The sequence below is a fragment of the Actinokineospora cianjurensis genome (genome assembly GCF_003663795.1).
Taxonomy (GTDB): domain Bacteria; phylum Actinomycetota; class Actinomycetes; order Mycobacteriales; family Pseudonocardiaceae; genus Actinokineospora; species Actinokineospora terrae.
In genome coordinates, this window is sequence record NZ_RCDD01000001.1 from 152,834 (window position 1) to 173,561 (window position 20,728).

The window sequence follows — 20,728 nt, forward strand, 5'->3', positions numbered from 1 at the left end:
GGTGCCGCGGGTGTCAGCCCCGGTAGTACGGATCCTCGGTCTCGCCGAGGCCGGTCTCGGCGTTGAAGGTGTAGACCTGCTGCCCGGTGACGAACACCCGGGTCGCGCGGCTCATCACGTCGAGCGGGTCGCCCGACCAGATGACGACATCGGCGTCCAGCCCGGGCTTGAGCGCGCCGACCCGGTCGTCGATGCCCATCATCGCGGCGGGGTTGGCGGTGATGGCGCGCAGCCCGACCTCGGGGTCGAGGCCCTCCTTGACGGCCAGCGTGACCTGGTGCACCAGGAAGTTGATCGGCACCACCGGGTGGTCGGTGGTGATCGCGATCCGCACACCGGCCCTGGCCAGGATGCCCGGGTTGCGCAGCGTCCGCTGGCGCAGTTCGACCTTCACCCGGCTGGTGAACAGCGGCCCGATGACCACCGGGATGTCGCGCTCGGCGATCAGGTCGGCCAGCAGGTGCGCCTCGGTGCCGTGGTTGAGCACCAGGCGGTAGCCGAACTCCTCGGCCAGGCGCAGCGCGGTCGCGATGTCGTCGGCGCGGTGCGCGTGCTGGCACCAGGGCAGGTCGCCGTCGAGCACGCGGACCAGCGCCTCGTGGGTGAGGTCGCGCTCGAACGGGGTGTTCTCGGCGTGCGCGTGGTCGCGGCGGACCTTGTAGTCCTGGGCCTTGGTGAGCGCCTCGCGGATGATCGCGGCGACGCCGAGCCGGGTGGACGGCATGACCTTCTTGTCCCCGTACACCCGCTTGGGGTTCTCGCCGAGGGCGCTCTTCATCGACACCGGGTCGCGCAGCAGCATCTCGTCGACCGTGCGGCCCCACACCTTCACCGCGACGGTCTGGCCGCCGATCACGTTGCCCGAGCCCGGCTTGATCACCACCGAGGTGACCCCGCCCGCCAGCGCGTCGCGGAAGCCCTCGTCGGCGGGGTTGATGGCGTCGATCGCCTTGACCCTGGCGGTGTTCGGGTCGGTCATCTCGTTGGTGTCCTGGCCCGCCCAGCCCTCGGCCTCCTCGTGCACCCCGAGGTGGCCGTGCGCCTCGACGAAGCCGGGCAGCACCCAGGAGCCGGACGCGTCGACGACCTCGGCGCCGTCGGGGACGCTCACCTCGTCCGCCGGGCCGACCGCGAGGATCTTTCCGTTGTCGAACAGGACGGTGCCGCCCTGGATCGGGGGACCGTCAATCGGGACGACATAGCCGCCGGTAACCGCTGTGATCACGCGCAGACCCTAACCGCGACCGGCCCGCCCGGCCCGGCGAACGGCCTGGTCAGCAGGTCTTCGCCATCGGCGCGCGGTGACCGGGCGGTCACCGGGTGCCGGGAACCGGGCGAAGGCCCCACGAGGCCGCCCACGACGCGCCGGGCAGGACGGTCAGCAGGTCGGTGCCCGAGTTGAGCGCGTCCGGCGGGCAGGTCATCGGCTCGATGGCGACGGCGCCACCGTCGTGGCCGGGGAAGGAGTCCGGTGTGTACACCTGGACCCAGCCGAACACCGGGTCCGCCCACAGGTCGACGCCACCGCCGGGGCCGCGCAGGGTGTGGTGGACCAGGCCGTCCGCCGACGGCTGGCAGCCGCCGAACGCGTCGTCCAGGGTGACCTCGCGGACCAGTTGGCTGAAGCGGGCGATCGGGGTGGCCGGGCCGGACGGAACCATGCGCTCGGGGTCGAGCGGCAGGTGGGTGCTGGCGGCCAGGGCGAGCACGCAGTCGTCGACCTCGGCGCGGCCGGGGCGCGGGTACGGGTGCGCGCCGACGCCGAAGGGCATGGGCTCGGTGCCGAGGTTCGCCACGCCGTGGGTGACGGTGAGGCCGGTGCCGTCGACGGCGTAGGTCATGGTGGCGCGGAACGGGAACGGCCAGCCGGGGCGGCCGTCGATCGTCACCGCGAGGGTGGCGCTGTCGGCGGTCGACTCGACGACGGTCCAGGTCTCGCGACGGACCAGGCCGTGGCTGGCGTTGCCGCGCGCCGGTTCGGTGACGTCGAGGTCGAGGGTCTTGCCGCCGTGGGTCCAGCGGGCGCCCGCGACCCGGTTCGGCCACGGCACCAGCACCGCACCGGACCCCATCGGCGGGGCCTCGCCCGCGGGGAAGGTCTCCAGGTAGGCGACACCGTCGACCTCGAACAGGCGCAGCGTGGCGCCCGCGGTGGTGATGGCGGCCCGGGCGCCGCCGGAGCTGATCTCGATCTCCATGCCCGCGAGCCTATGACGGTTCGCGGGGCTCGGCATTACTAGACCGGTCTGTATAGTAGCCGCCATGGCACGCCGCACCGACACCCGCGACCGCACGCTGCGCACCGCGGTCGACCTCTTCCGCGCCCGCGGCTACCACGGCACGGGCATGAACCAGGTGATCAGCGAGGGCAGGCTGCCCAAGGGGTCGCTGTACTTCCACTTCCCCGAGGGCAAGGAACAACTGGCGGCCGAGGCGGTGGAACTGGCGGCCGCCGAGGTGTGCGGCTGGGTGGACGTCGCGTTCAGCCAGACCCCGGACCCGGCGGCCGCGCTCGCGGTGATCACGGAGACGCTGGCGGCCGAGCTGACCGACTCGGACTTCCAGCGCGGCTGTCCGATCGGGACGGTCGCACACGACGCGGGCGGCTCGGACCGGGTCCGACAGGCTTGCGCGGACGCGTTCACGTCGTGGCACGGGGTGATCAGCACCCACCTGCGCGGATACGGTCTCGCCGAGCCGGACGCGCTGGCGACTGCGATCCTGGCCGCCATCGAGGGCGCGCAACTCGTGGCCCGCAGCCAACGCGACGTCGCACCGCTGCGAGCGGTTGCCACCATGCTCTCGCCACTGCTGAAGGGGAACTGACGATGCGCGTGCACCACCTGGACTGCGGCTCGATGCACCCGCCCGGCGGCGGCTTCGTCGACGGCTCGCCCGGGCTCTTCCGGTTCGCGCACATGGTGTGCCACGTGCTGCTGGTGGAGTCCGAGGACGGCCTCGTGCTGGTCGACACCGGCTTCGGGGTCCGGGACCTGACCACGCCGAAGGCGACCCTGCCCGGACCGTTCGTGGCCCTGGTGCGACCGGTGTTCGACGTGGCGCAGGCGGCGGTACGGCAGGTCGCGGCCCTAGGGTACGACCCGGCGGACGTGCGGCACATCGTCCTGACCCACCTGGACCTGGACCACGCGGGCGGTCTCGTGGACTTCCCGGACGCGCGGGTGCACGTCTACGGGCCGGAGTTGCGGGCGGCGTTGGACCCTGCGACTAGCGCCGAGCGTCAGCGCTACCGGAAGGCGCACTGGGCACATGGGCCTAAGTGGGAGGTCCATGAAGGTGGTGGCGGCGACCGCTGGATGGGCCTAGAGGCTGTGCGCGGCCTGACAGGGCTGTCCGACGATTTCCGGCTGGTGCCCTTGGCTGGGCACACGCGTGGGCATTGCGGTGTCGCGGTCCGGTCGGACGAGGGCTGGCTGCTGCACGCTGGTGACTCTTACTTCAACCAGGCCGAGATGGCGGTAGAGCCATCTTGTCCGCCGGGGTTGCGCGTGTTCCAGTCGCTGATGCAGGTGGAGGGCAAGGCCCGCAAGGCCAACCAGGAGCGTTTGCGGGCCATGCTCCGCGACCACCGTGACGAGGTGCGGATCTTCTCCGCGCACGACGTGGTGGAGCTAGACGCCTTTACACGCTGAGCTTCTCCGGGTCGACCTGCATACGGCCCACCACGAGTCGGTTCACGAACCAGAGCAGGACGCCCACGCCGAGGAGGATTGCGGCGATCACGTACTCGCGCGCGGGACGGCCCGACAGTGGGCTGGCCAGGTAGGCGCAAGCGATGGCGCCGATGGCCGGTAGCGCTGTCGGGGCGCGGAAGTGTTTGTGGTCGACCTTCTCCTTGCGCAGTACCAGGACTGCGACGTTGACGACCGTGAAGACGATCAGCAGGAGGAGCGAGGTAGTGCCACCGAGCAGGTTGATGTCCACGGCGGCCACTAGGACTACCGCGATCAGGCTGGTGAACACGATCGACACCCATGGCGTGCGGCGCATGGGGTGAACGACGCCGAAGACTCGGGGGATGATGCGCTCGTTGGCCATTCCGTAGACCAGCCTGCTCGCCATCAGCATGTTGATCAGCGCCGAGTTGATGACCGCGAGCAGCCCGATCAACGCGAACACCCACAGCGGGAAGCCCGGCGCGCCGACCGAGAGCACCTTGAGCAGCGCATCGCTCTTGGCCCCGGCGAGTTCGTCGGCGGGCACCAGCAGCGACGAGGTCAGTGCCACCAACACGTAGATGACGGCGGCGATCCCCATACCGAGGAGCATGGCGCGCGGGAAGATCTTCGTCGGTTCGCGGCACTCCTCGGCCATGTTGACCGAGTCCTCAAAGCCCACCATCGCGAAGAACGCCAACGCAGTCGCGGAACTGACCGCGATAAGAGGCGTCTGCCCAGTGGTGTCGATCTCGACGAGCCTGCCCGGGTCGCCCTGCCCTGAACCGATCGCGTAGAAGCCGACCACGATGATGATGAGCAGGCCGGAGAGCTCAATCATCGTAAGAACCACATTCGCCCATAGAGACTCAGCGACACCCCGGAAGTTGACCGCCGCTAGAAGCACGATGAACCCGACCGCGATCCAGACGGTGGGGATGGCGAGCGAGTCGCCCATGAGCTTCTTCAGATAGGTGTTCCCAAACGCTTGCGCAGCCGACGCTGCCGAGGTGATACCAGACGACATCACAGCGAAGGCGACCATGAACGTGAGGAACTGGACCTTGAACGCCCTGTTCGCGTAGAGGGCGGCGCCTGCGGCTTTGGGGTACTTGCCGACCAGCTCCAGGTAGCTGAACGCCGTCAGGAACGCGACGGCGAACGCTAGGAGGAAGGGGAGCCAGAGAGCGCCGCCGACTTTTCCGGCGACGGTGCCGGTTAGCGCGTATACGCCGGTGCCGATGATGTCGCCGACTACGAACAGCAGCAGCAGGCCGGGTCCGATGACCCGCTTCAACTCGGGCTGCTCACTCTCCTGGGTGGTCATGCAGGCTCACATCTCCCGTGGGGGGAGGGGTTAAACGTGGGATGTTTGGGGTGGGTGTTCGGGGGTGGGTGTTCGGGGGTGTCTACGCGGGTTGTCCACAGGGGGCTGGTCGCTCGGGGCGGATTGTCGGTGCTGCTCGGTAAGCTGTATATCGGGGGGTGCTTTGGCGGGTTTGATCTTGAGCTGAGGGTGTTCCGGCTCTCGTGCTCGCCTGCGGCGTCGACGATCAACGCCTCGCCTGCGGCATTGGCCTGGGCGCGAGTTTCGAGCTTGCTCGATGCGGCGAACTTGTTTTGCGCGGGGCCCCTACAACAACCGTGGCAGAACCACAAAGCAGGGGCCGAAAAGCAGGCCCTGCCGCGTGAACGACGCTACGGCTGCTGTCCCCCCACACAAAACAAGTCCGCCCCATCGAGCCGGCTTGGCACCAGCGGATCCGAGGAGCGCGTGTGGGCCAACGTCTGGGAGGGGCACGTTGGGGGGCCAACGTCGTAGAGGGGCGCGGTGGGGCAACGCCTGAGATGGGCACGTTGGGCTAGCGCCCGAGATGGGCACGTTGGGGCATCGCCCGGCAGGACACGGTGGGGGCAACGCATGAGAAGGGCACGTTGGAGCAGCGCCCAGGCAGGACACATTGGGCTAGCACCCGACAAGGGCACATTGGGGCAACGCCCGAGTAGGACGCGTTGGGCTAGCACCCGAGGAGGGCACCTGTGGAGCAACGCCTGTGAGGGGCGTGTGGGGACCAACGATTGGTGAAGGCCGGGTGCGGGACCCACGACTGCGGCGGGTGTGCGGGGGCCAACGATCGTGAGGGCTGGGTGGGCGGGTTGAGATTCACCCGATTGAGGGAGGGCGGAGGTCCACTGTGGAATGGAAAGGAGGCGGGTCCCAAGAGGGACCCGCCTCCAGGTGGAGCGGTGCGGTCAGGCGATGGTGTCCCAGCCTTCGATGGACTCCGGGCCGCGCGGGGCGGGGCCGATGTACTTGGCGGCGGGGCGGACCAGGCGGCCGGTTTGCTTTTGCTCCATGATGTGGGCGCACCAGCCCGCGGTTCGGGCGCAGGTGAACATGGCGGGCATCATGTGCGGGGGGACCTGGGCGAAGTCCAGGATGACGGCGGCCCAGAACTCGACGTTCGTCTCGATGGCGCGGTCGGGGCGGCGTTCGCGCAACTCCGCGAGGGCGGCCTGTTCCAGGGCGGCGGCGGCCTCGTAGCGTTCGGCGCCCAGTTCCCGGCAGGTGCGGCGCAGGACGCGGGCGCGGGGGTCTTCCGCGCGGTACACGCGGTGGCCGAAGCCCATCAGGCGTTCCTTGCGGTCGAGGATCCCCCGGACGAAGCCGCGCGGGTCGCCGCTGCGTTCGACCTCGGCGATCATCGGCAGGACGCGGGCGGGGGCGCCGCCGTGCAGGGGGCCGGACATCGCGCCGATGGCGCCCGACAGGGAGGCCGCGACGTCGGCACCGGTGGAGGCGATGACGCGGGCGGTGAAGGTGGAGGCGTTGAGGCCGTGTTCGGCGGCGGAGACCCAGTAGGCGTCGATGGCGGCGACGTGGGCCGGGTTGGGTTCGCCGCGCCAGCGGGTCATGAAGCGCTCGGTGATGGTGGCGCACTCGTCGATGCGGCGCTGCGGGACGGCGGGCTGGTGGATGCCGCGCGCCGACTGGGCCACATAGGACAGCGCCATGACCGAGGCGCGGGCCAACTGCTCGCGGGCCTCGTCGTCGGAGATGTCGAGCAGCGGCCGGTAGCCCCAGATCGGGGCGAGCATGGCCAGACCGGCCTGGACGTCGACCCGGACGTCACCGGAGTGCACCGGCAGTGGGAACGGCTCGGCTGGCGGGAGGCCGGAGCCGAAGCGGCCGTCGACCAGCAGGGACCACACGTCGCCGAAGGTGACCCTGCCGACCAGTTCCTCGATGTCCACGCCGCGGTAGCGCAGGGCGCCGCCGTCGCGGTCCGGCTCGGCGATCTCGGTGCGGAACGCGACCACGCCCTCGAGGCCCGGCCGGAAACCGTCATCCGGTTCGGCGGCCGCCGGTGGGTTCTGCTGGATGTCCTGCACCGCGTTCTGCATGTGCCTCGCCTTTCACGCCATGTCCACGACGGTTGCGCGGGTTCGCGTCGGCAGCGGCACTCTCGAGGCAGATCGCCCACGCCGGGCACCACTGCACGGCTTTTCGCACACGATGCTCCTCACCCCTGGGGTTAGCAATCGTTCACACCGGTGTCTTCGGTCACGATCCAGTGAAACGATCCAGATTGTGGGGGACCTCCAGCGCGGGTCGCTTGGTGTCCGCTGTCACCGTGCGGGCGGTTTCCGTTCACCTGGATTCCCCGTACCGTCAAGTGGCCCCCCACGGCAGCGGTGAGGAGATGCGGTATGGCTGACGGCGAGATCGTCCTTGACCTTCCGACCATGCGGGTGGCCTACGAGGTCGGCGACCTGCACGAGAGCGACCTCGCCGAGACCTGGCACGAACAGCTGCAGACCTGGCTCGACGAGGCGAAGCAGGCCGGTCTCGCCGAACCCAACGCGATGGTCCTGGCGACCGCGGCCCCGGACGGCTACCCGTCGTCGCGGACCGTGCTCGCCAAGGGGCTCGACGCGCGGGGGCTGGTGTTCTTCACCAACTACACCTCGGCCAAGAGCCACGACCTGATGGCGTCGCGGGCCGCGTCGGCCACCTTCCCCTGGTACGGGCTGCACCGGCAGGCGACGGTGCGCGGCACTGTGGAGAAGGTCAGCCAGGCCGAGACCGCCGCGTACTGGGCCAGGCGCCCGCGCGGGTCGCAGCTCGGGGCGTGGGCGTCGCCGCAGTCGATCGTGGTGAGCGGGCGGGGTTCGCTGGAGTCGGCACTGGCCAATGTGGAGCGCCAGTTCGCCGACGCGGAGACGGTGCCGGTGCCGCCGCACTGGGGTGGCTGGCGGATCCAGCCTGAGGTCGTGGAGTTCTGGCAGGGGCGCCAGGACCGCATGCACGACCGGTTGCGCTATCGGCTCGGCCGCGACGGCTGGAAGGTCGAGCGTCTCGGCCCGTGAGCCGGGCGCTAAATCACAAGCCCCCAGGTGCTTAGCAAGCCTAAGCTAACCGGTTGTGAGCACCGAGACGGAGGGACCCGCGCGCCGCGGCCGGGTCCGCGGCGTCCTTGGCAAGGTCGTCATCGACACGCGGCCACTGCGCATCCGCGAGTACCGGCGGTTGTGGGTGTCGACCGTGGTCACCGCGGTGGGCAGCCAGTTGACCGCGGTCGCGGTGCCCAAGCAGGTGTACGACCTGACCGGCTCGTCCGGCTACGTGGGACTGACCGGCGCGGTCGGCCTGGTCCCGCTGCTGGTGTTCGGGCTGTGGGGCGGGGCGATCGCGGACGCCATCGACCGGCGCAAGGTCATGCTCTACAGCAACCTCGGCGTCGCGGTGACCTCCGGGCTGCTGTGGTTGCAGGCGTTCACCGGACTTGAGTCGGTCGCCGTCGTCCTGGTGCTACTCGGGCTGCAACAGGCGTTCGTGGCGGTCAACATGCCCGCCCGCAGCGCGGCCGTTGCCAGGGTGGTGCCACCGGAGCTGCTGCCACCGGCCAACGCGCTCAGCTTCACCACGTTCACCTTCGGCATGGTCTTCGGCCCGCTGCTGGCCGGGTCGCTGATCCCGGTGCTCGGTCTGTCCACTTTGTACATGATCGACACGGTGGCGCTGTTCGTCGCGTTCACCTCGGTGTGGTTCCTGCCGCCGATCGCGCCCAGCGCCGGGTCGTCGCGCAAGGCGGGGCTGCGCGACATCGCCGACGGGTTCCGCTACCTCTCGCTCAAGAAGCTGCTGCTGGTGTCCTTCCTGGTCGACATCATCGCGATGGTCGCCGGGATGCCGCGCGCGCTGTTCCCGGAGATGGCCGAGCGCACCTTCGGCGACCCGCCGGGCGGCGGTGCGGCGCTGGGCTGGCTGTACGCGGCGATCCCGATCGGCTCCGCGGTGTTCGGCCTGTTCTCCGGGGCCTTCGCCCGCATCCGCAGGCAGGGCGCGGTGATCACGGTGTCGATCATCGGCTGGGGCCTGGCGATGGCGGCGTTCGGCCTGACCGGCTCGCTGCTGCTCGCGGTCATCTTCCTGGCCATCGGCGGCGGCGCCGACCTGATCAGCGCGGTGCACCGCAGTTCGATGTTGCAGACCGAGGCGACCGACGAGATGCGCGGCCGGATGCAGGGCGTGTTCACCGTGGTTGTCGCAGGCGGTCCCCGCATCGCCGACCTGGTGCACGGCTGGGGTGCCGCGGCGACGAGCACCGCGATCGCGGCCACCGCGGGCGGGGTCCTGGTGGTCGTGCTGACCGTCGCCACGGTCGCCTGGCTGCCGTCGTTCTGGCGGTTCCGGTTCACCCCCGAGGCGGTCGAGACCACCCGGTCGTAGGACAGCTGTCCACCGTCCGGTGGACACCCGGGTTCCATCGCCCGATCGTCGTGCGCGGCCGCGGACCGGCGCAGCATTGGTGTCATGAACGCGATCGAAGTGCGCGGATTGCGCAAGAGCTACGGCGGCAACACCGCCGTGGCGGGGGTGGACCTCGCGGTCGGCGAGGGTGAGGTGTTCGCCCTGCTGGGGCCGAACGGGGCGGGCAAGACCACCACGACCGAGATCCTGGAGGGGTACCGGGACCGCGACGGCGGCGAGGTGCGGGTGCTCGGCGTCGACCCGGCCGCGGCCGACCGGCGGTGGCGGGCCGAGATCGGCATCGTGCTGCAGACCGCGAACGACGCGGCCGACCTGACGGTGCGCGAGACGGTGCGCCAGTTCTTCGGGTACTACCCGGACCCGCGCGGCGTCGAGGAGGTGCTCGCGCTGTGCGGGCTCACCGAGAAGGCAGGCGCCAGGATCAGCTCGCTCTCGGGCGGGCAGCGGCGCCGGGTGGACGTGGCGCTGGGCATCATCGGCCGCCCGCGGCTGCTGTTCCTGGACGAGCCGACCACCGGCTTCGACCCCGAGGTCCGCAGGCAGTTCTGGGACCTGGTGCGGTCGCTGGCCGCCGAGGGCACCACGATCCTGCTGACCACGCACTACCTGGACGAGGCCGAGGCACTGGCCGACCGGCTGGCGGTCATCGCGGCCGGGCGGATCGTCGCCGAGGGCACGCCGCGCACCGTCGGCGGCCGCGACCGGGCGCCCGCGACGGTGTCCTGGGTGGACGCGGGCGGCCCGCACGAGCTGCGCACGACCGACCCGGTGCGCACGGTCGTCGAGCTCTCCGCGCGCGGTCCCGTCCGCGAGCTGCAGGTGCGCCAGCCCAGCCTGGAGGACATCTACCTTGACCTGATCGGAGCTAGGGCATGACGACGACCCAGGTACGCCCGCAGACCACCCACCCGCTGCCGTCCACGCTGAGCAACGGCTTGGCCAGGGGCGCGGCCGAGGTGAAGATGTTCTTCCGCTCCAAGGAGGCGGTGATCTTCACCTTCTCCTTCCCCGCGTTCGTCCTGCTGCTGCTCGGGTCCATCTTCGACACCGGCGAGGCGATGCCGGGCGGGGCGTCGATGAGCCAGGTGTTCGCCGCCAGCATGATCGCCTACGGCATCCTGAACACGGCGTTCACCAGCGTGGGCGTCGGCATCGCGGCCGACCGCGAGGACGGCACCCTCAAGCGGCTGCGCGGCACGCCGATCACCGCGAGCGCCTACTTCATCGGCAAGATCATCCTGGTCGCGGTGGCCACCCTCGCCGAGGTCGCGCTGCTGCTGGCGGTCGGCGTCCTGGTGTTCGACCTCCAGTTGCCGACCGACCCGGCGAAGTGGCTGACGCTGGCCTGGATCCTGGTGCTGTCGGTGATCGCGTGCACCCTGGTCGGCATCGCCGCGAGCGGGCTGGCGAAGTCGGGCAAGAACGCCGCGACGGTGCTGAACCTGCCGGTCATCGCCCTGCAGTTCACCTCCGGCGTCTTCGTCGCCATAAGCTCGCTGCCGGACGTGATGGTCAAGGTCGCGGCGTTCTTCCCGGTCCGGTGGATGGGGCAGGGCTTCCGGTCGGTGCTGCTGCCCGACTCCATGGCCGTCGGAGAGGTGGCGGGATCGTGGGAACTGCCGATGGTGGCGCTCGTGCTCGGCGCGTGGTGCGTGGTGGGTCTGCTGCTGTGCCTGCTCAGCTTCCGGTGGACCGAGCGCAGGGCGGGATGACCGAGCGGCGGCGGGGCGAGGCGGAGGCGTCCACGACGAACTACTGGACCTGGGACGTGTACTTCGCGATCGGGTTCGTGTTCGTGACCGTGGTCGTGCTGCTGAGCCCCGCCTCGCTGTCCGACCGGTTCGCCTCGGTGGTGGCGATGGCCGCCATCGCCCTGTTCTACGCGGTCTACGGCCGCAGGCACGCGATCCTGCGGGAGAACCGCAAGCACGCCGCCGTGTTCGCCGCAGGCGCGACGGTGCTGTTCCTGACCGCGGTCTGGTTCGTCGGCAACAGCACGTTCCTGCTGTTCGTCATGTGCCCGTTGATCTTCATCGCGCTGCCGCTGCCGGTGGCCGCGCCGCTGGTGGTGCTGCTCAACGTGGTACCGCCGCTGCTGTCCGGGATGCGGTTCGGGTCGATGCACGGCTGGCTCGGCCAGCTGCCGACCTCGTTCCTGGGGTTGTCGCTGTCGCTGCTGATCGGGACCTACGTGCACCGGGTGGTCGCGCAGAGCCACGAGCGGGCCGCGCTGATCACCGAGCTGGAGGCCAGCCGGGCCGAGGTCGCCGCCCTGTCGCACGAGGCGGGGGTGGCCCAGGAGCGGACCAGGCTGGCCGGGGAGATCCACGACACGCTGGCCCAGGGGTTCACCAGCATCGTGACCCTGGTGCAGGCCGCGGAATCCGAAGTGGACCGCGACAGCGCGAAGGTGCGGCACGCGCTCGACCTGGCGGCGCGCACCGCGCGGGAGAACCTGGCCGAGGCCAGGGCGCTGGTCGCGGCGTTGCGGCCGAGCGCGCTGGACGAGGCGACGCTCACCGAGGCGGTGCAGCGGTTGGCCGACCGGCTCGGCGCCGAGGCGGGCATCGAGGTCGCCTTCCACACCGAGGGCGACGCGTCCGGGCTGCCGACCGGGGTCGAGGTGGTGCTGCTGCGCGCGGCCCAGGAAGCGATGGCCAACGTGCGTAGACACTCCGGGGCCACCTCGGTGACCGTCGACATCAGACACACACCCCTGGGCGTCACCCTGGTGGTGACCGACGACGGCACCGGCTTCGACCCCGCCTCGCCTGCGGGCGGCTACGGTCTGCGGGGGATGCGGGCGCGCGCCGAGCAGGTGGCGGGCACCGTCACCGTGCACAGCGCGCCGGGGGCAGGCACCACACTGACCGTGGAGGTACCCACATGACCGACGTGATCACGATCGTGCTCGTCGACGACCACCCGGTGGTGCGCGAGGGCCTGCGCGGGATGCTGGAGGCCGAGCCGGACCTGAGCGTGGTCGGCGAGGCGGGCTCCGGCGGTGAGGCGGTGGCCGTGGTGGCCGCGCTGCGCCCGGACGTGGTGCTGATGGACCTGCGGATGCCCGGCCTGGACGGGGTGGGCGCGACCGAGCGGATCGTCGCGGCTGGCGGGCCGAGCCGGGTCGTCGTGCTCACCACCTACGAGACCGATTCGGACATCCTGCGCGCGGTGGAAGCGGGCGCTTCCGGCTATTTGCTCAAAGACGCCTCCCGCGCGGAATTGGCGGGCGCGGTTCGGGCGGCCAAGCGCGGTGAGACGGTGCTCGCACCCTCCGTAGCCGGAAGATTGGTCCGACAGGTTCGTCAACCCGCCAAACAGGCGCTTTCCGGCCGGGAGATCGAGGTGCTCGGATTGGTGGCGAAAGGCCGCACCAACGCCGAGATCGGGGCGTCCTTGCACATCAGCGAGGCCACCGTGAAAACCCACCTGCTGCGCACATTCACGAAACTCGACGTATCCGACCGCACGGCCGCGGTCACGACGGCCATGGCCCGCGGCTTATTGGGTTGAGTTATGACGCACAATTCCATTCATGCTGCACACCACTGAGAACGCGCTGCTGCGCCGGATCGCGGTCGAACAGGCCGAGAGCCGGGCGCCCTCGCTCGTGGCGGCCGTCGTCCGGGGCCACGAGCTCGTCTGGACCGGCGCGCGGGGCAAGGTCGACGGGGCGACCCCCACGACCGAGACCCAGTACCGGATCGGGTCCATCACCAAGTCGTTCGTCGCCGCGCTGGTCATGCGGCTGCGCGACGAGGGCAGGCTCGACCTCAACGACCCGCTGGACAAGCACGTGCCGGGTACCGCGATCGGCGCGGTCACCATCGCCCAACTGCTCGCCCACACCAGCGGCCTGACCTCGGAGTCGCCGGGGGTGTGGTGGGAACGGGCCGAGGGCGCGGACTTCGCGGCCCTGGACAAGAGCCTGGCCACCGACGCGCTGCGGCACCGCTCGGGCGCGCGGTTCCACTACAGCAACGTCGGCTACGGCGTGCTCGGCGAGCTGGTCGCCCGGCTGCGCGGGGCGAGCTGGCTGGAGGTGCTGGAGGCCGAGATCCTCAAGCCGCTGGAGCTCAACCGCACCACCCCGCACCCCATCGCGCCCGCGGCGACCGGCTGGGCCGTGCACCCCTACGCCGACGTCCTGCTGCACGAGCCGACCCCGGACGCGGTCGCGATGGCCCCCGCCGGTCAGCTGTGGTGCAGCGTGCTCGACCTGGCGCGGTGGAACCGGTTCGTCGGCGGCGACACCGGCGACGTGCTCAACCCCGACACCGTCGCCGAGATGCGCGAACCGGCGCACATCGACGACGACGCGCACTGGACCTCCGCCTACGGCCTGGGCCTGCAGGTGATCAAGCTGAACGGCCGCAGGCTCGCCGGTCACGGCGGGTCGATGCCCGGCTTCCTGGCGATGAACCTGGTCGACCCGAAGACCGGCACCGGCGCGGTGATCATGGCCAACTCGACCTCCGGCGTCGGCATCGCCACCACCGCGGCCGACCTGATCGACCTGACCGAGCAGCACGAGCCCACCCTGCCGACCGAGTGGGAGCCGCTGGTCGACGCCGACCCGGCGCTGCTGGCGCTGACCGGGCAGTGGCACTGGGGTCCGACCCCGTACGTGCTCAAGTTATTGCCCGACGGCTGGGTCAGCCTGGTGCCGGTGACCGGCCGCGGCCGCCAGTCCCGGTTCCGGCCGGAGGGCAGCGACACCTTCACCGGTCTCGACGGGTACTACGCGGGCGAGACCCTGCGCGTGCAGCGCGACACGACCGGCGCGGTGACCCACCTCGACCTGGCCACCTTCGTGTTCACCCGCGAGCCCTACGGTGCTCCGGAATCGATCCCGGGTGGCGTGGACGAGCAGGGCTGGCGAACCCGCGAGGGCTGAGGGTGCCAGACTGGGGACGCACCACACGCTCCGCCAACGCCGCCGGGTCGTCCCCAGTCACCCTTTCCAGGAGAAAGGCGCCCAGATGACGCAGACCGCCGATCCGAGCACGTTGGAGCTCCCGGCAGCCCTCCGGCCCGCCGACGGCCGATTCGGTTGCGGACCGTCCAAGGTCCGCCCCGAGCAGGTCGCCGCGCTGGCCGGTCCCGGTGCCGCCCTGCTGGGCACCTCGCACCGCCAGAAGCCGGTGAAGTCCCTGGTCGGGCGGGTCCGCTCCGGTCTGCGCGACCTGTTCTCGCTGCCCGAGGGCTACGAGGTCGTCCTCGGCAACGGCGGCACCACCGCGTTCTGGGACGCCGCCGCGTTCGGCCTGGTCCGCGAGCGCGCGCAGCTGTTCACCTACGGCGAGTTCTCGTCGAAGTTCGCCACCGTGAACAAGAAGGCCCCGTTCCTGCAGGACCCGATCGTGGTGTCCGCCGAGCCGGGCAGCGCGCCGGAGATCGTCTACCAGTCGGGCGCCGACCTGGTCGGTTGGGCGCACAACGAGACCTCGACCGGTGTCGCGGTGCCGGTGAGCAGGCCGGCCGGGTCCGAAGGCGCGCTGGTCGCCATCGACGCCACCTCGGGCGCGGGCGGCCTGCCGGTGCGCGCCGAGGACTTCGACGTCTACTACTTCGCCCCGCAGAAGTCCTTCGCCGCCGACGGCGGGCTGTGGCTGGCGCTGGTCAGCCCGGCCGCGCTGGAGCGCATCGCCGAGATCGGCGCGTCCGACCGGTGGGTGCCGGAGTTCCTGTCGCTGCCCACCGCGCTGGACAACTCGACCAAGGACCAGACCTACAACACCCCGTCCATCGCCACCCTGTTCCTGCTCGCCGAGCAGCTGGACTGGATGAACGGCAACGGCGGTCTGGAGTGGACCGTCGCGCGCACGAAGGACTCGTCGGACCGGCTCTACAGCTGGGCCGAGCAGACCGAGTACACCGCTCCGTACGTCGCCGACCCCGCGCACCGATCCCAGGTGGTCGGGACCATCGACTTCGCCGACTCGGTCGACGCCGCCGCGGTGGCCAAGGCGCTGCGGGCGAACGGCATCGTCGACGTCGAGCCGTACCGCAAGCTGGGCCGCAACCAACTGCGGGTGGCCATGTTCCCGGCCGTCGATCCCGAGGACGTGACCACGCTGACCTCGGCGATCGACTGGGTCGTCGAGCGGATCTGAGCCGGTCCACGCGAGCGGTGCGGCCCCGTGTCGCACCGCTGCGTGGTCACTCGGATCGCCTGTGTCACCACACTTTCCCGAGTTCGCGACAACACACCCGCGAATGGGTGAACGCTGCACCAATCCGGTCGCGCGGAGTGCCTCGGATACGGCAAGATCACGGCGAGATGTCACGGGGATCGCGGCGCGCCTAGCGCGTTAATCCGCCACGCCGATCTACCGTGGGACGCTGGCGAGTGAAGTCCGCTCAGGTCGCAGGGAGGTTCGCGATGCGCGCGCTGCGGGTCGTCGGGCTCTCGGATGACGGCAAGACCGTCATCTGCGAGGACCCGGCACGTGGCGAGCGCTTCACGCTCCCCGCCGACGAGCGCCTGCGTGCGGCCGCGCGCGGCGACGTCACCCGACTCGGCCAGATCGAGATCGAGCTGGAGAGCCAGATGCGTCCTCGGGAGATCCAGACCCGCATCCGCGCGGGTGAGTCCGTCGAGCAGGTGAGCGAGGCAGCGGGCATCCCCGCGCACAAGGTCGAGCGCTTCGCCTACCCGGTCCTGCTGGAGCGCTCGCGCACCGCGGAACTGGCGCAGCGGGCGCACCCCGTCCGCGAGGACGGCCCCGACCTGCAGACCCTCGGCGAGGTCGTCGCGCACGCCTTCGGGCTGCGCGGCCAGGACTACGCCGCGGCTGCCTGGGACTCGTGGCGCGGCGAGGACGGCAAGTGGGTGGTCCAGATCTCGTGGACCGCGGGCCGCTCCCTCAACCGCGCGCACTGGTCCTTCCACCCCGGTGCCCACGGCGGCACGGTGTCCCCACTGGATGAACACGCGCACGACCTGCTCGACCCCCAGCCCAACCGCCCGCTGCGCACGGTCCGACCGGTCACCGAGCTCGCCCAGGCGGCGCTGAACCTGGAAGCCCCCAGGACGGCGCCCGCGGTCGAGCCCGAGCCGGACCCGGAGCTGGACGCCGCGGTGTTCGCGCCGCCGGTGACCCCGGTCCCGGCGGCGGTGCAGGCGCCGGTGGTGGCCGACGAGCCGGACTTCGTCGCGGACTTCGAGTTGACACCAGAGCCGGAGCCAGCACCGGTGGAGCAGGAGGATGAGCAGGTGGCCGACGAGCCGGTGGCGGAGATCCCCGAGCAGGACGCGCTGATCGAGGAGCCCGCCCGCAAGTCGGAACCCCCGCGCGGCAGGCCCAAGGCCAAGAAGGCCAGGCCGATCGTGCCGTCGTGGGAGGACGTCCTGCTCGGCACCCGGTCCAACCGCGGGTAGCGGTCAAGAGCTCGGCGAAGCGGTGCACCCACTGGGTGTGCCGCTTCGCTGTTTTAGCAGGTCAGGCGGGTACGGAGTCGAGCACGGCGGCAGGGAGCCCCGCGTCCTGGCACCACTGCTCGGCCTGGTCCGCAGTGAGCCAGGTGGCTCCGGCTGACCTCGCCCTGGTCGGGGGCCGGTCGTTAACGACTTTGACACCCCGGTGACCCGAAACTCGGATGCCCCCACCGCATCCGGTCGCTACCGTCGAGCGCGACCTCTGGGGGCGTGATGAATCAGGTATCGACCATGGCGGGGCTGCGCAGGCTCGCCCCCTACCTGAGACCGGCCAGGGGGAAGTTCATCCTGTCCGCGGTCGCGGTGCTGGGGTCGATGGTGTGCGGGCTGACCATCCCGCTCGTCCTCCAGCACATCCTCGACGGGCCGGTCGCGCGCCGGGAGACCGGGCCGCTGCCGTGGCTGGTGCTGGTGATCGCGGTGCTCGGCGCGGCCGAGGCGCTGATGTTCTACCTGCGGCGCAAGCTGGTCGCCGGGCCGAGCACGCTGGTCGAGGCCAGGATGCGCGCCGACATCTACGCCCACCTGCAGCGGCTGCCGATCTCCTTCCACGACCGCTGGCAGTCCGGGCAGCTGCTCTCGCGCGCGGTCAGCGACCTGTCCACGCTGCGCCGGTTCATCGCCTTCGCCGGGATCTTCCTGGTGGTCAACACGCTGACCCTGGTGCTCGGCCTGGTCGTGCTGTTCTTCCTGGCGCCGGTGCTCGGCGTGATCACGCTGGTCTGCGCCGCACCGCTGATCCTGATCTCCACCCAGTACGAGTCCAAGTACGCGGTGCTGACCAGGCGCTCGCAGGACCAGGTCGGCGACCTGGCCACGGTCGTCGAGGAGTCGGTGCTGGGCATCCGGGTGCTCAAGGCGTTCGGCCGGGGACCGCACCTGGCCAGGCGGTTCGCCGCGCGGGCCCGCGAGCTGCGGGGCACCGAGCTGCGCAAGATCCGGCTGCTGGCGACGCTCTGGGGCGCGATCATCCTGCTGCCCGAGCTGGGCATCTCCGCGCAGCTGCTGTTCGGCTCGCTCGGCGTGGCCGACGGGTCGATGACGGTGGGCACGCTGGTCGCGGGCATCACCGTGGCGACCTACCTGCGCTGGCCGACCGACTCGATCGGCTGGCTGCTCGCCGAGACCAACCAGGCCGCGACCGCCGCCGCCCGGTACTGGGAGGTGCGCGACGCGGAGGTGACCATCACCGACCCGGAGCACCCCGCGGACCTGCCTGCCGACGGCGTCGGCGCGGTCCGGTTCGACGGGGTGCGGTTCGCCCACCCCGGCGCGGACCGCGAGGTGCTGGCCGGGGTGGACCTGGACCTGCGGCCCGGCGAGACGGTGGCCCTGGTCGGCGCGACCGGGTCGGGCAAGTCGACGCTGACCATGCTGGTCCCCCGGCTGGCCGACGTGACCGCGGGCCGGGTGAGCGTCGACGGGGTCGACGTGCGCGACCTGCGGCTGGCCGACCTGCGCTCGGTGGTCGCGATGGCCTTCGAGGAGCCGGTGCTGTTCTCGGCGAGCGTGCGCGAGAACGTGGCGCTCGGCGCGCCGGGGGTCACCGACGAGCAGGTGCGCGAGGCGTTGCGGGTGGCGCAGGCCGAGGAGTTCGTCGACCGGCTGCCGTGGGGGCTCGACACCAGGATCGGCGAGGAGGGCCTGTCGCTCTCCGGCGGTCAGCGGCAGCGGTTGGCCCTGGCCAGGGCGGTCGTGGGGCGGCCGAAGGTGCTGGTGCTCGACGACCCGCTCTCGGCGTTGGACGTGCACACCGAGGCCGAGGTGGAACGGGCGCTGCGCGCGGTGCTGTCGGGGGTGACCGCGCTGGTGGTCGCGCACCGGCCGAGCACGGTGCGGCTCGCCGACCGGGTCGCGCTGCTCGACCAGGGGCGGATCGCGGCGATCGGCACGCACGAGGAACTGCTCAAGACCTGCGCGGCCTACCGCGAGCAGCTGTCCACCGTGGATGACGAACCGGCCGAGGTGGCCTCATGAGCGCGGTGGCCGACGACCAGTGGCGCGGGGTCGCCGCCGAGGACACCGAGGACATCGACCGGCAGGTCGGGCTCAAGCTCAAGCGGCGGTCGCGGGCCCTGCTCGGCTCGTTGCTGCGCCCGCACCTGCGCTGGGCCGTCCTCGGTCTGGTCATGGTGGTGCTGGAGAACGCGGCGCGGCTGGCCGGGCCGCTGCTGATCGCGGTGGTGATCGACACCGGCATCCCGGACCTGCTGCGCGGCGACCCGACGGTCATGGCGTGGTGCGTGGTCGGCTACGCGGGGTGCACCGTGGCCTCGGCCGGGCTGTGGGCCGGGTTCCTCGTGCTGTCCGGCCGGATCGGGCAGGACCTGGTGCTCGACCTGCGGCAGCGGATCTTCCAGCACGCCCAGCGGCTGTCGCTGTCGTTCCACGAGTCCTACACCTCGGGCAAGGTGATCTCCCGGCAGACCAGCGACATCGACTCCCTCGGCGACCTGCTCGAGGTGGGCATCGACGACCTGCTGACCTCGGTGCTGTCCATTGTGGGCATCACCGTGCTGCTGCTGACCCTCGACTTCGACCTGGCCGCGCTGACCGTGGTCACCGCGCTGCCGCTGTTCTTCGTGACGCGCTGGTTCCTGCGCCGCTCCAACCAGGCGTACCGCGGCGTCAGCGGCCGCACGGCGACGGTGATCGTGCACTACGTCGAGACCATGAACGGCATGCGCGCGGTGCAGGCGTTCCGCCGCGAGGACCGCAACCGGTCCATCATGGACGGTCTGAACAGCCGGGTGCGGTCCGCGGCGCGCGAGTCGCTGGACGTGGTGGCGACGTTCACCATGTCGGTCCGGCTGGTCGGCAACCTGTCGCTGGCGGTGGTGCTGGCGTTCGGCGCGTTCCGGGTCGCGGACGGGACGCTGGAACTCGGGGTGCTGACGGCGTTCACGTTGTACCTGCGCCGGTTCTACGAGCCGCTGGACGACATCGCGATGTTCGCCAACTCGTACTCGTCGGCGATCGCGGCGCTGGAGAAGATCTCCGGGCTGCTGGAGGAGAAGCCCGACGTCCCCGAGCCGTCGCAGCCGCGCGCGCTGCCGCCGCACCGGGGTGGGCTGCCGATCGAGTTCGTCGGCGCGGAGTTCCGGTACCGGCCGGACACGCCGATCGTGCTGCCGGAACTGGACCTGGCCATCCCGGCCGGGCAGACGGTGGCGCTGGTGGGGCCGACCGGCGCGGGCAAGTCGACGATCGCGAAGCTGGTGGCGCGGTTCTACGACCCGACCGCGGGCACTGTGCTGCTGTCCGGGGTCGACGTGCGGGAAGTGTCCGATGTGGAGCTACGCGGGTCGGTGGTGATGGTGACCCAGGAGAACTTCCTGTTCTCCGGCTCGGTCGCCGACAACATCCTGCTCGGCAAACCCTCCGCCACCCGCGCCGAGGTCGAGGCAGCCGCCCACGCGGTCGGCGCGCACGGGTTCATCAGCGCCCTGCCGGAGGGCTACGACACCGACGTCCGCAAGCGCGGCGGCAGGCTCTCCGCAGGCCAGCGCCAGGTGATCGCCTTCGCCCGCGCGTTCCTGGCCGACCCGGCGGTGCTGGTACTGGACGAGGCCACCTCGAGCCTGGACCTGCCCACCGAGCGCGTGGTCCAACGGGCCCTGGAGTCGGTCCTGGCCGACCGCACCGCCCTGATCATCGCCCACCGCCTCTCCACGGTGCTGATCGCCGACCGGGTCCTGGTCATCACCGACGGCCGCGTCACCGAGGACGGCCACCCCCAAGACCTCACCACCACCCCCGGCCACTTCGCCGACCTCCACACCGCCTGGCGCGACTCCCTCGCCTGACCCCGGCTCGGTCGACCAGGCCCGG

At 71.1% G+C, this 20,728-nt stretch carries 17 protein-coding genes; 13 read left to right on the plus strand and 4 right to left on the minus strand.

Features of this window, described 5'->3' with window-relative positions; translation table 11 throughout:
• Nucleotides 1-13: 13 nt before the first annotated feature.
• Complete coding sequence (locus CLV68_RS00670; RefSeq protein ID WP_121388716.1) at nucleotides 14-1,225, minus strand: amidohydrolase; 1,212 nt, start codon at nucleotides 1,223-1,225, stop codon at nucleotides 14-16.
• An 88-nt stretch (nucleotides 1,226-1,313) separates the two neighbouring features.
• Nucleotides 1,314-2,198, minus strand: coding sequence for an aldose 1-epimerase family protein (locus CLV68_RS00675; RefSeq protein WP_246009613.1), 885 nt, complete (start codon nucleotides 2,196-2,198; stop codon nucleotides 1,314-1,316).
• Nucleotides 2,199-2,262: 64 nt separating this feature from the next.
• Here CLV68_RS00675 and CLV68_RS00680 point away from each other — a divergent pair, with 64 nt between their 5' ends.
• Nucleotides 2,263-2,826, plus strand: coding sequence for a TetR/AcrR family transcriptional regulator (locus CLV68_RS00680; RefSeq protein ID WP_121388718.1), 564 nt, complete (start codon nucleotides 2,263-2,265; stop codon nucleotides 2,824-2,826).
• A gap of 2 nt (nucleotides 2,827-2,828) precedes the next feature.
• The gene (locus CLV68_RS00685) at nucleotides 2,829-3,653 is read left to right on the plus strand and encodes an MBL fold metallo-hydrolase (RefSeq protein ID WP_121388719.1); all 825 of its coding nucleotides are present in this window, start codon (nucleotides 2,829-2,831) and stop codon (nucleotides 3,651-3,653) included.
• Here CLV68_RS00685 and CLV68_RS00690 read toward each other — a convergent pair.
• Entirely contained in the window at nucleotides 3,643-5,004 is a 1,362-nt protein-coding gene (locus tag CLV68_RS00690; RefSeq protein ID WP_121388720.1) for an APC family permease, read from the minus strand. The two genes, CLV68_RS00685 and CLV68_RS00690, sit on opposite strands and share 11 nt — an antisense overlap.
• A 926-nt stretch (nucleotides 5,005-5,930) precedes the next feature.
• Nucleotides 5,931-7,082 (minus strand): citrate synthase 2, encoded by a 1,152-nt coding sequence (locus CLV68_RS00695; RefSeq protein WP_121388721.1) that lies wholly within the window; start codon nucleotides 7,080-7,082, stop codon nucleotides 5,931-5,933.
• 306 nt (nucleotides 7,083-7,388) lie between these two features.
• Between CLV68_RS00695 and pdxH the strand changes: the two genes are divergently transcribed.
• The 11 genes from pdxH (at nucleotide 7,389) to CLV68_RS00750 (ending at nucleotide 20,703) form a co-directional block, all read left to right on the plus strand.
• Nucleotides 7,389-8,048, plus strand: coding sequence for a pyridoxamine 5'-phosphate oxidase (pdxH, locus tag CLV68_RS00700; RefSeq protein ID WP_092779573.1), 660 nt, complete (start codon nucleotides 7,389-7,391; stop codon nucleotides 8,046-8,048).
• Nucleotides 8,049-8,103: 55 nt separating this feature from the next.
• Nucleotides 8,104-9,411: an MFS transporter gene (locus tag CLV68_RS00705; protein ID WP_121388722.1), complete on the plus strand. Its 1,308-nt coding sequence runs from the start codon at nucleotides 8,104-8,106 to the stop codon at nucleotides 9,409-9,411.
• Between the two features lie 84 nt (nucleotides 9,412-9,495).
• Entirely contained in the window at nucleotides 9,496-10,329 is an 834-nt protein-coding gene (locus tag CLV68_RS00710; protein WP_121388723.1) for an ABC transporter ATP-binding protein, read from the plus strand.
• Nucleotides 10,326-11,165: an ABC transporter permease gene (locus CLV68_RS00715; protein WP_121388724.1), complete on the plus strand. Its 840-nt coding sequence runs from the start codon at nucleotides 10,326-10,328 to the stop codon at nucleotides 11,163-11,165. The genes CLV68_RS00710 and CLV68_RS00715 overlap by 4 nt, the downstream gene beginning before the upstream one ends.
• Nucleotides 11,162-12,343 (plus strand): sensor histidine kinase, encoded by a 1,182-nt coding sequence (locus CLV68_RS00720; RefSeq protein ID WP_121388725.1) that lies wholly within the window; start codon nucleotides 11,162-11,164, stop codon nucleotides 12,341-12,343. The genes CLV68_RS00715 and CLV68_RS00720 overlap by 4 nt, the downstream gene beginning before the upstream one ends.
• A 5-nt stretch (nucleotides 12,344-12,348) precedes the next feature.
• Nucleotides 12,349-12,969, plus strand: coding sequence for a response regulator (locus CLV68_RS00725; RefSeq protein ID WP_092780031.1), 621 nt, complete (start codon nucleotides 12,349-12,351; stop codon nucleotides 12,967-12,969).
• Between the two features lie 22 nt (nucleotides 12,970-12,991).
• Nucleotides 12,992-14,353: a serine hydrolase domain-containing protein gene (locus CLV68_RS00730; RefSeq protein WP_121388726.1), complete on the plus strand. Its 1,362-nt coding sequence runs from the start codon at nucleotides 12,992-12,994 to the stop codon at nucleotides 14,351-14,353.
• A gap of 85 nt (nucleotides 14,354-14,438) precedes the next feature.
• Complete coding sequence (gene serC / locus CLV68_RS00735) at nucleotides 14,439-15,572, plus strand: phosphoserine transaminase (RefSeq protein ID WP_121388727.1); 1,134 nt, start codon at nucleotides 14,439-14,441, stop codon at nucleotides 15,570-15,572.
• A gap of 269 nt (nucleotides 15,573-15,841) precedes the next feature.
• Nucleotides 15,842-16,840 carry a septation protein SepH gene (gene sepH, locus CLV68_RS00740; RefSeq protein WP_121388728.1) on the plus strand — a complete coding sequence of 333 codons (999 nt, stop codon included), beginning with the start codon at nucleotides 15,842-15,844 and terminating at the stop codon, nucleotides 16,838-16,840.
• 270 nt (nucleotides 16,841-17,110) lie between these two features.
• Entirely contained in the window at nucleotides 17,111-18,874 is a 1,764-nt protein-coding gene (locus CLV68_RS00745) for an ABC transporter ATP-binding protein (protein WP_121388729.1), read from the plus strand.
• The gene (locus tag CLV68_RS00750; RefSeq protein WP_170224015.1) at nucleotides 18,871-20,703 is read left to right on the plus strand and encodes an ABC transporter ATP-binding protein; all 1,833 of its coding nucleotides are present in this window, start codon (nucleotides 18,871-18,873) and stop codon (nucleotides 20,701-20,703) included. Before CLV68_RS00745 ends, CLV68_RS00750 begins: the two co-directional genes overlap by 4 nt.
• Nucleotides 20,704-20,728 lie beyond the last annotated feature (25 nt).